This is a genomic window from Acinetobacter schindleri (assembly GCF_010918895.1).
Taxonomy (GTDB): Bacteria; Pseudomonadota; Gammaproteobacteria; order Pseudomonadales; family Moraxellaceae; genus Acinetobacter; species Acinetobacter schindleri.
In genome coordinates, this window is the sequence record NZ_CP044483.1 from 2402837 (window position 1) to 2416327 (window position 13491).

At 43.7% G+C, this 13491-nt stretch carries 11 protein-coding genes; 4 read left to right on the top strand and 7 right to left on the bottom strand.

Annotated features, from left to right (window positions below):
* Positions 1 to 34: 34 nt before the first annotated feature.
* Positions 35 to 337: a hypothetical protein gene (locus tag FSC11_RS16470; protein ID WP_163167004.1), complete on the top strand. Its 303-nt coding sequence runs from the start codon at positions 35 to 37 to the stop codon at positions 335 to 337.
* On the opposite strand, the gene FSC11_RS11515 is transcribed toward FSC11_RS16470, so the two are convergent.
* Both FSC11_RS11515 and FSC11_RS11520 read right to left on the bottom strand, forming a co-directional pair.
* On the bottom strand, positions 315 to 776 hold the full coding sequence (locus tag FSC11_RS11515; protein WP_163167006.1) for a hypothetical protein: 462 nt from the start codon (positions 774 to 776) through the stop codon (positions 315 to 317). The two genes, FSC11_RS16470 and FSC11_RS11515, sit on opposite strands and share 23 nt — an antisense overlap.
* An 18-nt stretch (positions 777 to 794) precedes the next feature.
* Positions 795 to 1394 (bottom strand): hypothetical protein, encoded by a 600-nt coding sequence (locus FSC11_RS11520; protein WP_163167008.1) that lies wholly within the window; start codon positions 1392 to 1394, stop codon positions 795 to 797.
* Positions 1395 to 1807: 413 nt separating this feature from the next.
* Between FSC11_RS11520 and FSC11_RS11525 the strand changes: the two genes are divergently transcribed.
* Genes FSC11_RS11525 through rluB form a run of 3 tightly spaced genes read left to right on the top strand, consistent with a single transcriptional unit; the run spans position 1808 to position 4304 of the window.
* Entirely contained in the window at positions 1808 to 2602 is a 795-nt protein-coding gene (locus tag FSC11_RS11525; RefSeq protein WP_026056761.1) for a segregation and condensation protein A, read from the top strand.
* Positions 2599 to 3189 carry an SMC-Scp complex subunit ScpB gene (gene scpB / locus FSC11_RS11530; RefSeq protein WP_004811206.1) on the top strand — a complete coding sequence of 197 codons (591 nt, stop codon included), beginning with the start codon at positions 2599 to 2601 and terminating at the stop codon, positions 3187 to 3189. The genes FSC11_RS11525 and scpB overlap by 4 nt, the downstream gene beginning before the upstream one ends.
* 41 nt (positions 3190 to 3230) lie before the next feature.
* Complete coding sequence (rluB, locus tag FSC11_RS11535) at positions 3231 to 4304, top strand: 23S rRNA pseudouridine(2605) synthase RluB (protein WP_163167010.1); 1074 nt, start codon at positions 3231 to 3233, stop codon at positions 4302 to 4304.
* Between the two features lie 599 nt (positions 4305 to 4903).
* On the opposite strand, the gene ftn is transcribed toward rluB, so the two are convergent.
* The 5 genes from ftn to smc all read right to left on the bottom strand — a co-directional run bounded on the left by ftn (position 4904) and on the right by smc (position 13490).
* Positions 4904 to 5368 carry a heteropolymeric bacterioferritin subunit Ftn gene (ftn, locus tag FSC11_RS11545; RefSeq protein WP_004811213.1) on the bottom strand — a complete coding sequence of 155 codons (465 nt, stop codon included), beginning with the start codon at positions 5366 to 5368 and terminating at the stop codon, positions 4904 to 4906.
* Between the two features lie 401 nt (positions 5369 to 5769).
* Complete coding sequence (gene rlmF / locus FSC11_RS11550) at positions 5770 to 6744, bottom strand: 23S rRNA (adenine(1618)-N(6))-methyltransferase RlmF (RefSeq protein WP_163167014.1); 975 nt, start codon at positions 6742 to 6744, stop codon at positions 5770 to 5772.
* Between the two features lie 171 nt (positions 6745 to 6915).
* The gene (gene ligA / locus FSC11_RS11555; protein ID WP_163167016.1) at positions 6916 to 8955 is read right to left on the bottom strand and encodes an NAD-dependent DNA ligase LigA; all 2040 of its coding nucleotides are present in this window, start codon (positions 8953 to 8955) and stop codon (positions 6916 to 6918) included.
* Positions 8956 to 9049: 94 nt separating this feature from the next.
* Positions 9050 to 10036, bottom strand: a complete 987-nt coding sequence (locus FSC11_RS11560; RefSeq protein WP_163167018.1) for a cell division protein ZipA C-terminal FtsZ-binding domain-containing protein — start codon at positions 10034 to 10036, stop codon at positions 9050 to 9052.
* A gap of 1 nt (position 10037) precedes the next feature.
* The gene (gene smc, locus FSC11_RS11565; protein ID WP_163167792.1) at positions 10038 to 13490 is read right to left on the bottom strand and encodes a chromosome segregation protein SMC; all 3453 of its coding nucleotides are present in this window, start codon (positions 13488 to 13490) and stop codon (positions 10038 to 10040) included.
* Position 13491 lies beyond the last annotated feature (1 nt).

Consider the following 13491-nt stretch of genomic DNA (forward strand, 5'->3'; position numbering starts at 1 on the left):
AAAACGTTTTAATTCAGTTTCGGGAGGGAATAAAGTGAATCTGTTTTATCTCCTGCTAAACTTGAATGAGTTTCCTGCCAATCATCTGATCTATGTCAAACGGCCTTGGACATTAGAATCTAAGGCAATTTTTATCGAAAAGAATTCTAAGCCCGTCTTAAGTCTGAATGTCGACAATATTGAGTACCAGTATTTTCTTGAAGTTGCGATGACAAGAAAACTGCTGAACATTTATTTAACAAATAATCTCTGCCTAGCGGACACCTGCCAGCGAATAATTGAATATGCGCTAAAGCAGCAGGACCAGAATATATTTACAACTGACGCAAAGTCATAAAATTCGGGCAATCTGCTAGTATCTGTGTATGCTCAAACACAGCCTTGCCAAATTTATTTTGAATGGTATAGCTGGATGAAACCTGATCTTCTTCAAGAACCGCTATATAGGCTTTTACCAAATCTGGCTCTTGACCTTGTAACTGGTCAATCTGCATACAACCAAGTTGTCGCACATGGCTTTGGATCTCTGCCGGTAATTGATTATCCGCTAAAGTGGTGAGTTTCATGTAAGTAATAATATTCGGATACTGGTTCAGTATATCTCCAGAGATGGGCAGACCACTATTTTCCAGTCGCTGTTGAGTCTGTGCATCCATGTGTACCTGTTTTAGATTATCTCGTGCCTGCTGTTGAAACTTATGCTCCCAATACTTTTCAGTTCCGAAAAATAGTCCGGCAATCACTAAAAGACCAACAACAACAAATTTTATATTCATATTTTTATCCGTAGGATTTTAACTTAAAGGTTGCGCAGCCTCTTCCGAAACCGATGCAGCAAGTGCAACCATGTTTATTGGGGCATTTTTTTGAGGTGGTGGGACATATTCTTCCCCAGCTTTTAATGCTCTCATTTGCAAAAAACTTGGACAATCCGACAGCTTTTGCTGATGTTGCATCATGTCCGTACCAAATTTATTTTTGACATTCATATGAAAAACAATTTGATCTTCTTCAATCACATTTAAGACGGCAGTTCGAGACTTGTAATCAAAGTTTTGAAAAGCCTCTACAGAATCACAGGCTATGTTTTTGACATTCTGTTCACTCTTTACAGAAAGTTTTTTATTTTCATTTTCAAGCCAGCATGTATAAAAGCAAATATTTGGATACTGATCCAGAATCGTAAGCTCTACCTTTTCTCTTTGAAGTATGGGTTGATACTTCGCTTCTAAATCGGCAAATCTACCTGATTGAAGCTGCTGACGTGTTTGGTCTTCAAGTTGCATGATTTCATATTTTGAATAACTCCAGAATACCCCAAGCCAATCACGGCAATAAGTACCAGCATAATAGGCATATTGATCACCCGTCCTGTTTTTAGTTGTTTTATTCATCAGTATATTTTTCTGAGATATTAGAATACTTTTTGAATGATAGATATCTGTTTTTAAGGTTTATTTTTTAAAATTTTACTTTTTAATTGCTGCTAAAGAATGATTTTTTCCTGATCTAATTCTCAATATTTGTCATTGCTCATGATCGATCTTAGGGGTTGCAAACCCAACTGGAGCTTAACTTCATTTCTATGAACCCTTAATTCAGAAAGGCATCCCTGTATTTGATATGATCAAAAACCGAAAAATAGCCGTAAAAGCTACTGTTTTTTTGTATCTAACTCCATATCCAATTTATTTAGAGGTATTTTTCGAGTACACTAAGATCAACTTTTTACATGCTTTTTCTTTCGATGTGAGATCGAAGAATCAGCCTTCATGCCTTTGAAAATTCGCGTGGCCAACAACTGTATATGAATCAAAGCATCCATAATATGATGGAACCTACTCCACACATCCGTGTACTGGATGAATGGCAGGAGACGATTCCTGAGGATCTTTACATTCCTCCTTCAGCGTTTGAAATCCTATTAGAGCATTTCGAAGGCCCGCTCGACTTTTTAATTTATCTGATCCAAAAAAATGGCTTTGACTTGCTGCAAGTCGACATTGCGCCGATTGCTGCCCAATACTTGTCCTATATGGATGCGATGAAGTCACTCAATATTGAGCTGACCGCAGACTATATGGTAATGGCGGCATTATTAGCGGACCTCAAATCCCGCTTACTTCTTCCAAAACCCAAAAGTATTTCTGCGACGGAACAAGATCCGAAACAGGAATTGATCGATCGTCTGGAAAATTATTTACGCATTAAACAGGCCGCAGAACGTCTGAACAAAATGAGTGTGCTTGAACGTGATACGTTTGAGACCAATGTCAGTCTGGGCGAGTTCATTCAACCGAATGAAGGTCATAACGTCAATCTGCTGCGTGATGCCCTGCTGTGTATCTTTAACCGTCCTGAGCCGGTGATTCATCAGGTGCAACAGGAACCGGTGCTACTTGAAGAACGCATTGCCTACATTGAAAGCTGCCTGGAAACTGGTGAAGTGCTTTCTTTTGCAGATTTACTCAAACCAAACCAGGGCCGGATGGGCATGGTCGTCACCTTCATGGCGGTTCTGGAACTGACACGTCAACAAAAAATTCAGATTATTGCTACAGGCGTTGAAGCCCCGCTCGCAATTCAGGGAGCACCTTTATGACCATTGACCATAGCTCAATCCTTACAGCGGAAGATAGTCTGCATGATGTTCTAATGCAGCTGGAAGCGATTATCTTTGCGAGTGATTCAGCGGTGTCTCTGGCACGTCTAAAAGAAGCTTTTCAGGATCGATATACCAAGCAGGAATTACGTCAGTACCTACAGCAACTGTCTATGCTGATGCATGGCCGCTCAATTGAACTGATTGAAACTGCTCAAGGTTTCCGTTTTCAAGTACGTGCGAAGTATCGTAATATTATTGCTCAGACATGGCCCGAGCGACCAGCGCGCTTGTCTCCTTCATTACTTGAAACTTTGGCCGTAATTGCCTATCACCAGCCGGTGACCCGGGCAGATATAGAACAAATTCGTGGTGTCACAAATAACAGTCAGATTTTGCGTTCGCTGTTTGACTGGAACTGGATTAAAGAATCTGGTTTTCGTGAACTCCCTGGAAGACCTGCGTTGTTAGTGACAACGCCACAATTTTTAAATGCGTTTGGCTTAACCAGTTTAGGCCAATTGCCTCCCCTGCAGGATGCCAAGGAAGCTTTTATGGCCCTCGATGCAAATGCACCGAAGTCATAAATAGGTGAACTGTTGATAATTATTTCTAAGGTTATGCTGTCATGAGTGAAAAATTGCAAAAGGTGCTTGCACGTGTTGGTTTGGGTTCTCGCCGTTATATGGAAGAAGTCATTGCCGCTGGTCGTGTAAGTGTGAATGGGCAAGTTGCCCAAGTGGGTGAGCGTATCGAACCAGGTGATGAGCTTCGCATCGATGGTCGTAAGGTACAATTCCAGATTGAGGACGAAATCCGTCGTCGCGTACTGATTTACTATAAGCCTGAAGGCGAAATCTGTTCACGTAACGATCCTGAACAACGTCCGACTGTATTTGATAATCTGCCTGCGATCCAAGGTGATCGTTGGGTGATGGTGGGCCGTCTGGATATTAACTCAACCGGTCTGTTACTTTTCACAAATGACGGTGAACTGGCAAATCGTCTGATGCACCCTTCCAATGAAATCGAACGTGAATATGCAGTTCGTGTCATGGGTGAGGTAACGCCTGAGCTGAAAAATAACATGCTCAAAGGCGTTGTACTGGATGATGGTCCGGCAAAATTCGAATCATTCTCTGAACTGGGCGGCGACGGTATCAACCGCTGGTATCAGGTGGTGGTGAAAGAAGGACGTAACCGTGAAGTACGTCGTATCTTTGAATCCCAAGGTCTGAAAGTCAGCCGTCTGTTACGTACCCGTTATGGTACAGTAATTCTGCCACGCGAACTGCGTACTGGTCGCTGGATTGAACTGGACAAACAGGACATCGATAACCTGGCAAAAGCTGTTGAGCTTAAACCACGTCAAGGTACTGGTTTGTACGGCATGGCAAAACGCCGTTCTGAGCGTATGCAGGAAAAACCTATGGCAGCACGCCGTGGTGGTTTCCTGCGTCAGCAGCGCCGTGACAGTGATGAACCGGCAGCGAATACTGGCCGTGAACGTCGTGAAGGTGGTTTTGGCCGTCGTGACAATAACCAAACCGGCTCACAGTTTGGTCGTCGTGAAAACCAGAATGGTACTCAGTTTGTACGCCGTGACAACCGTCCTGAACCAGGCTTTGGCCGACGTGAAGAACGTGATGAAAACACACCACGTCGTCCTTATGGCGTGAACAAAGGCTTTAACAAGTTCTAAGCCTTTGTTAAGATAAAAACCAGGCAACTGCCTGGTTTTTTTAGCTCTAAAAATAACAACATGAAAAGATCCTTCTACTGTCAAAGTTCATTGCATCCATTTCTATTCTTAACTTATATCTTGATAAGTTATCTACTTTTTCAATTCAGCTATTATCTACGAATCACTGATCAGGACTGGAACTTCAAGCTTGCAATACTAAGTCAGTGGTTCTCGGCTGTTTTTTATCAACCTGCCCAATATACTGATCACTACATCAGTATTGTCACCTTAACCATAATGATGGCCTATTTGGCACTTTATGGACTCAGCAAGTTCAAGAAATTGGAGATAGACGCAGATCAAATTTATTGGTCTTTGGGTCATATGAAAATCGGTCAAATCTTTCCACTGAATGCCTACACTGAAATTCATTACATTTTAATTCCACCGCATAACCCTGACATTCATCTACTTAAACTTAAAACTGGTCAGCAAGAATTTAATATTAACATGAGTGAGTTTTCAGCTGAGGATCAACAAACTATACACATGTTATTAAAATCCTTGAAAATTCGATGTTAAAAAAATCCCGCTCAACTGGCGGGATTTTTCAAATCTTACATCTGGGACTGAATATAATTTTGCAGACCAATCAGCTCAATTAAACGTAATTGCTTTTCAAGCCAGTAAGTATGATCTTCTTCTGTATCTGACATTTGCTGACGTAACATATCACGCGTCACGTAGTCACCCTTCTCTTCACACAGTTTCACGCCTGTTGCCAGTTTTTGACGAACTTCATATTCCAGTTTCAGGTCGGCTTTCAGACAGCTCACCACATCTTCACCGATTTCTACATCATCACGGGTCATGTTCGGTGTACCTTCCAGGAACAGAACACGGCGAATAATCGCATCCGCATGCTGTGCTTCTTCCTGCATTTCATGATCAATACGTTCAAAGATTTTGGTCAGGCCCCAATCTTCGTACATACGAGAGTGGATCAGGTATTGGTCGCGAGCAGCCAGTTCGCCACCGATCAACATATTCAAATAATCTACGACTTCTGGATTACCACGCATTTTTATAACTCCCTACCTTTATGGACTTATTATGGAGAAAATCTTCTGGATTTGCAAAATAAAATTTCCGTAAATATATGATTTTTAAATAATTAAAATGAGAAGTACTTTCATTTACAGCTTTAGTTGAATAAATTCCCATTTATAAAACAATACCTTGCACTCAGTACTCAGCCTAGATGAACAAGATCAAAGTACTTTTATAATGTATTGGTTTTTTGTAACTAGATTCAAAATCATTGTGGCGTATATTCATTGAACTGCATGCGTATCAAATCAGAAACGCTGAGTGTATCGGCATCAAGTTATCATATAAGCAAAATTGAGCTTATTCATTGCTATAAACAAGCCAAATCTTCGTCATGCACCGACAAGCTCACTCATCCTCAGCGAAAATAAGCTTAAGCTGAAGTCCAACGTGCATTTCTCCATGCTTGTTGTTGCTTTGAATCTAAAAAAGTCCAAGCGACAAAACGACTTTCTTTTTGCCCCTGCGTCATTTTAATGGTTTTCACATCCCCTGCTCCGCTCTTACGCAACGCATTTAAAAGCACAGGCAATGTGGTTTTCTTAGAAACGAGTGTGCTAAACCAAAGGCATTGCTCAGCAAACTGTATGCTCTCTTGTACCATTTGGCAGACAAAGCGTTCTTCACCACCGTCACACCAGAGTTCATTTTTTTGACCACCAAAGTTTAATACCACCTTTGTCCGATCAACCGGCTTGCCGAGTTTTCTTAATTTTTGAGTTGCTGTGGCATTTGCTTCATCTTGCGAGGCATGAAATGGTGGGTTACACATCGTCAAATCAAAACGGTCTGTGGGTTTAATCACACCTTTGAAAATATTGCTTGAGTTCTTCTGCAATCGAATCTGAATCCCTTTACGTAGATTTGGATTCGCCTCGACGATAAATTGAGCACTTTTAACGGATGCAGAATGAATGTCTGAGCCGACAAATTTCCAACCATAGCTACGATGACCAATGATTGGATAAATACAGTTCGCACCAACCCCAATATCTAAGACTTGAACTGCAGGTCCGGTTGGAATCTGACCTTGATGATTGGCACTCAACAAGTCAGCCAGATAGTGGATATAGTCGGCTCTACCCGGAATAGGCGGACAAAGAAAATCTTGAGGAATATCCCAATATTGAATGTCATAAAAATGTTTTAGCAATGCTTTATTGAGCATTTTCACAGCGTGTGGATCAGAAAAATCGACTGAAAGATCATTATATTTATTTAAGCTAACAAAAGGTGCAAGTTCCGGACAAGTCTTCATTAACTGAGGGAAATCGTAACGACTGCGATGCAGATTTCGTACATGTAATTCCGATTTTTGTTGCGGAAAAGTTTTCTTTGCTTGCGCCATGTGTATGCCAATCATCAACGGGAGAACAGAATCATCTGATGAGACAGGCTCAATACCTGTCAATAGATCAATATTGTACGTGAATTCAGTTCATCATGACGAGCCCAACCCAATCAAGCCATTAAAAAAGACATCCGAGGATGTCTTTTTTTAATTCATGCTTAAGATCGATTAAGCAGGAAGTTGACCATACTCTTTCATTAAGGCAATAAACTGTTCTTCATTTAATACTGGCACGCCAAGCTTTTCTGCCTTATCCAGCTTCGAACCAGCTTTCTCACCTGCAACCACACATTTGGTTTTACTCGATACACTGCCACTCACACGTGCGCCTAAGGCTTGCAGCAATTGAGTTGCTTCATCACGCCCCATAGAGCTTAAAGTTCCAGTCACGACCCAGCTTTCGCCATTAAGTGGCTGACGTGTTGGCGCAATTGGTGCATCCCAGTGAATACCTGCTGCCAGCAGACGATCCAGTACTTCCAGGTTATGGGGTGCCTGGAAGAAATCCAGAATCCATTCAGCCGTAATATCACCGACATCTGGGGTTTTCTTTAACGCATCAAGATCAGCACGACGTAAAGCATCTAGCGTCTGGAAAGTATTGGCTAACATACGTGCCGTGGTTTCACCCACACCCCGAATACCTAATGCATAAATGAAAGCAGCCAATGTCGTTTTTTTACTGTTCTCGATAGAATCAATCAAGTTCTGAACGGATTTCTCGCCCATTTTTTCAATCTGTAGCAGCTGATCACGATGTTCATGCAGGTGATAGATATCAGCCACATCTTTCAACAGATTCAAGCGCAATAAAGATTCTACCCAACGATCGCCCAAGCCTTCGATATCCATCGCCTTACGTGACACAAAATGACGGATGGTCTCAATACGCTGTGCGGCACAATACAACTCACCTGAACAGCGTGCCAGTGCTTCACCTTCTGGCATCACTACAGGGGAACCACATACCGGACAGTTTTCTGGCAGATGTACTTCAACTGCGTCAATCGGACGGAATTCTGGCCAGACTTTTTCAACTTTAGGAATGACGTCCCCACTACGGTAAACGCTGACCGTATCCCCGATCCGGACATCCAGACGGTGAATTTCCCCAATGTTATGCAAGGTCACATTGGAAACTGTTACGCCACCAACTGCGACGGGATTCAAGCGTGCGACAGGAGTCAAAGTCCCGGTACGACCCACCTGCCAGTCAATATTTTCAACTGTCGTCAGTGCTGCAACCGCAGGAAATTTATAAGCCGTTGCCCAGCGTGGTTCACGACTTAAAAAACCCAATTGCTTTTGCTGTTTCAGGTCATTGACCTTGATCACCATGCCATCAATTTCAACACTGAGGTTTGGACGTTCCTCATTGATCTGCTCATAGACTTTCTGTACTTCTTCAATGCTATCGCAGATAAAATGACGCTCACCCACGGCGAAACCGAAGTGCTGTAGCCATTCCAGACTGGCTGACATCGTGGTCTGTCCATGATGCGGCACACACTGCGCAATACCATAGGCATAGAATGCGAGTGGGCGTGAAGAAGCAATATTTGGGTCCAGCTGACGTAAACTACCTGCGGCAGCATTGCGTGGATTGGCAAAAGTCTTTTCGCCTTTGGCTAAATTCGCTGCATTCAGCTTCTCAAAACCGGATTTCGGCATCAAGACTTCACCACGCACTTCCAGCAGGTCAGGCACCTTGCAGTGACCTTCACATAATAATTTTGGCAGGTTGCGGATAGTTTTTACATTCTGGGTAATGTCTTCCCCAGTTTCACCATCGCCACGCGTTACACCACGTACCAATACGCCATGTTCATACCACAGGGAAATGGCTAGACCGTCAAATTTCAGCTCAACATCATATTCAATTTTCTGGTTCGGCAAACGTTCTTCAATACGGCGGGCAAAGGCAAATAAATCTTCTTTATTAAATACGTTGCCTAAAGACAGCATCGGTACGGCATGCGTTACAGTCATGAATTTTGCTAAAGGCTGACCACCGACACGGTTAGTCGGTGTATCCGGCTGCATCAATGCTGGATATTGTTCTTCAAGGGCTTTGAGCTGATGAAAAAGCTGATCATATTCACTGTCCTCAATCATCGGCTGATCCATCACATAATAGGCATGATTATGTTTGGCAATCAGTTGAATCAGCTGGCGCATTTGCGCAACGACAGTGGTTTCCTGGGTCATAGTTTCACCATAAAAAAGGGCGGAAAACCCGCCCTGTATATTCTTCAGTTTTGGCTATTATAAAAATCGAAATGTCCGGTTTCAATACAGAAACTTAGACTTCTGCTGGCTGTCCCGCACGGTAATCGATGGCCTGATGACGCCAGAATTCACGCAGCTGTGGTGTAAACTCCTGCTGGTTTTGATCATAGACAATACCGTCTACTTCACGGGCAATCAGACGTGAAATACTGTCCATGGTATCAAAAGCATTTTGTACATCGCTGTGTGGCAGTGCCAGGAAGAATGCCAGACCTTTTACTTCTTCAGTTGACAAAGTTTCCAGATCAAAACCTTCCATACCCGTATCCGTGATCTGCAATACCGAGAATAGCAGTTTAGAACCATCTTCGCTGTAGCGATGGAAACAAGCCAGCTCACCATAGCGTAGGCCATATTTCAGCAGAACTTTTAGCGTTTTTTCACCAGACAATACACGGCCTTGTGGAATGACACTCAGCGAAATAATCATTTCTGCATTTGCCAATGCGCACTCATCATCCACGACTTTCTGTTCATGCAGATGCGCGTCGAGAATACTGCTTTCATCTTCAAAGTCTGAAATTTCAGCTTTTTCAATATTACTGTTCAGGCTAAATTCAGTAGGTTTGACTTCCTCTTTAGCAGCATTTTCAGCCTTAGCTTCCTTAGCAGAGGATTCTTTTACTTCAGCTTTTGCTACTTCTGTTTCAACCTCTTGAACGATTGGCGTATCCAACGGGCTTGCAGATTCTGCTACAGGCTTGGCTGTTTCCGTCAATGTCGGCTCTACTTTTGCTGCTTCTTTTGGTTCTGTTGCAGGTGCTGTGCTTTCAACAGTTTCCGCATTCAGGCTCGGTTCAACACGTTGCGCCTCTGCCTCCTGTGCTGACAGCTGGGCACGCACATGACGCGGAATAACCGGTGTCTGACTGTCCGGATCAATATGTAATTCCGAATCCAATGATGGTGCTGCATCAGCAGGTTTTTTCATGATCATTCGAATGCCCAAGAGCATAATCACGACTGCTACAACAATCCCGAGAATAGTAGTGATTTCCATTTTATGCCTCCGCAGCTAAGCCGTATTCTTTTGCCTGTTCCAAATTCACTGTAACCAGTTTTGATGTGCCCGGTTCAGGCATGGTCACACCCAAGAGGTCTGTTGCCATCATCATTGCAAGCTTATTATGTGTGATGTAAATAAATTGCACTTGTTCTGAAAGCTCTTTGACTAAATTACAAAAACGCCCCACGTTCGCATCGTCCAATGGTGCATCGACTTCATCGAGCACACAGAATGGCGCCGGATTGAGACGGAAAATCGCAAACACCAGAGCCAATGCTGTTAATGCTTTTTCGCCACCAGACAATAAAGCCAATGAACTGTTACGCTTACCCGGTGGTCGTGCCATCAGTTTTACACCTGATTGCCATCCGTCTTCAAGACTTAAGCTCGCTTCACCGCCATTAAATACTTTCGGGAACAGGTTTTGCAGTTCAGCATTGACCTGATCAAAAGTATGCATAAACAGCTTGCGCGTTTCCTGATCGATACTTTTCATGGCCGCCTGCAGCTGCTCGACGGTATTTTCCAGATCTTGAATCTGATGGCTCAGCTCATTATAGCGTTTTGAAACCTCTTCATATTCTTCAGAGGCTGCAAGATTCACCGCTCCGAGTTTGTCGAACTGCGATTGGGCTTTTTCCAGCTTGGCTTGATGTACTTTGACTTCGATATTAAGACCAGTAATGACTTCACTATTCAATTCTTTTAGCTGCTCAGAATAGTGTTGCAGATCAGATTTAGCTGCCTGCCAAGCCAGGCGTTTCTGTTCCAGTGTATTCCGCAGTATTTCATCCTGCTGCTGGAACTGATGGCGCTGTTCAGTGAGCTGCTGTTGTTTATTTTGTACCTGATTCAGCTCGACCTGCCATTCCAACCAGGTTTTTTGCAGTTTTGCTGTCAATTCCACCTGCTCGTTAAACTGGCTTTCCAGATGCGGCAGTTCTAACTGTACCGGATCAATAAATTTCTTGGCCTGTTCAATCTGTTGGAGAATTTGTTGATACTGCTCTTTCAGGAATACTCGGTCTTTTTGTAGCAATTCGACTTGCTGTTTGGACTGAACCGATTGACGACGGGTAATTTCCAGTTCCTGCTGAGCATTGTGGGTTTGCTGCTGGCAATCTTCCAGTTGTGTAGTCAGTTCATCCAGCTGGAATTGCAAGGTCTTATAATTCGGTAAAGCCTGTTCCAGTTTTAGATTTAATGCATGCAGATCAATTTCCAGATCATCTTTTTGCATTGCATCTTCTTCAAGCTGTTCATCCAGCTGCTGTAACTGGTTCTGCAACTGCTGTTTCTGCACAGCAAAAGCCTGAGCGGCGCTTTGCACTTTGGCAATATTTAAGTCCAGCTGTTGCAGCTGCTTCTGTGCCTGTTGCTGTTGACTGGTGATTTGCTGTAGCTGAATTTGCAGCGCTATCAGCTGCTCTTTTGATTCAGCCAGATGCTGTTCAGCTTGGCGGGATTGCTCTTCCAGCTTAGCTAGTTGTAGTTCAATTTCATCCAGACGAATCCGATGGCTCAGTGCGCCTTGACCTGCCTGGCTGGCTTCATCAAACTCTAGTCCAATCACCCAGTCTGGACCGACATGATAAGCATCTAAACTAAGGATGGATTGACCCAACTGCAATTGGTCTTGTAGTTGTAGCGCTTGCTGCAGGGTTTCCACTACGGCGACCTGCTGCCATAAAGAATAGTGTGGCTCTTCAATCCAGTCCGCCAGAGATTGAACATTTACTAGCTGGATTTTAGCAGGCGATTGCTGTGCTTTCAGTTGACGTGCTGTATTTTCCAGAAAATGATCTGAATCTGAAAGTACCTGAGCAGACAGCCATTTTGCCAGAAATTTCTCGATCAGGCTGGCATGGGCTTTGCCCTGCTCATTCAGTTTTAGCACATGCATCAGTTGCACGGCATCCGCTTTAGCTGCCGGATTAGCTTTCGTCAGAAGTTGGGAAAGGTTTTTCTTTTCTGCATTCAATACTTGCAATTCAGATTTCAAATGCATCTGTCGTTGCTGTTGTTCGCTATGTGCCTGTTTAACCTGTTCCAGCTGCTGGCTCAGTTCAGCATGATGGCTTTCTAGGCAAACCAGCTGTTGTTCAGTATCAGCTTTCTCCTGCTGATACTGTTCCAGCTCATCTTGCTGTGCTTGATTCTGAATCTGAGCTGACTGTTGCTGCAAGGTTTCTTTCTGCTGCTCGATACGAACGATATTTTTAGCTAATTGCTCGCTTTGTGCCAACATCTGCATCTTGCGCTGCTGTTGCTGTTCGACTTGAGTTTTAATCTGAGCAAATTGGGTCGCAACTGAAGCCTGTTGAGATTTCAGTTCCTGCAAACCTTGTTGCTGATCCTGACTTAAACCTTCCTGTTGTTGTAACTGTGTAGTTTGATCTTCTAGTTGCTCTTGTAGGGTATCCAGTTGTAATTCAATCAACTGTAAACGTTCTTTGGTTTGAGCTTTCTGTTGTTCTAGTTGCACCAGACTGGTTGAGTTTTGCTCCAGCAGAGACTGTTTCTGCTTCAGGTTTATTTCCAGTTCAGCCAGCTTTTTCTCAGCCTGTTGCCATTCATTTTGTAATGGGGTGGACTGCTGGATCAAACGCTGGAACAGCTCACTGGTTGTCCCCAGATCGTGCTCAACCGTGGTCAGTTCAGAACGTACTAACTTGAAGCTGTCACCTAGCGTGTTCATCTCAACGGTATATTCTTCCTGCAAGCGCTGGCTTTGCTCGCACTGGAATGACAGGATTTCAACTTTCAGGGTACGGATCTGCCCTTCGAGTTCTTTATATTGAATTGCAGTTTCGGACTGGCGTTTTAAGGTTTTGAGTTGGGACTTGAGTTCGGAAGCAATATCTTCTAAGCGAGACAGATTCTGGGTGGTATGTTCCAGATGCTGCATGGTTTCGCGACGGCGGGCCTGATAGCGCGATACGCCCGCTGCCTCTTCGATATAAACCCGCATTTCTTCAGGCTTGGCATCGACCAGACGGTTAATCATGCCCTGCTCGATAATGGCGTAGGAACGTGGTCCCAAACCAGTACCCAGGAAAATATCAGTGATGTCACGACGACGACATTTGGTGCCATTCAGGAAATATTCAGACTTGCCATCCCGGTTGACCTGACGGCGTACGGCCAGCTCGTTATAGGCATTATAGGCACCGCCGAGCTTGCCATAGGTATTTTCAAAGCGCAGTTCTACACTGGCAATTCCCACCGGTTTACGTTTGGCCGTTCCGGTAAAAATCACATCCTGCATGCTGCCGCCCCGTAACTGACGGGCACTCGACTCCCCCATTACCCAGCGAATTGCATCGATGACGTTGGACTTGCCACAACCATTGGGCCCCACAACGGCAGTCCGGTTATCTTTAAAGTGTAAAGTTGTACTATCGGCAAAAGATTTGAAGCCTGAAAGTTTTAAACTGCTTAAACGCATA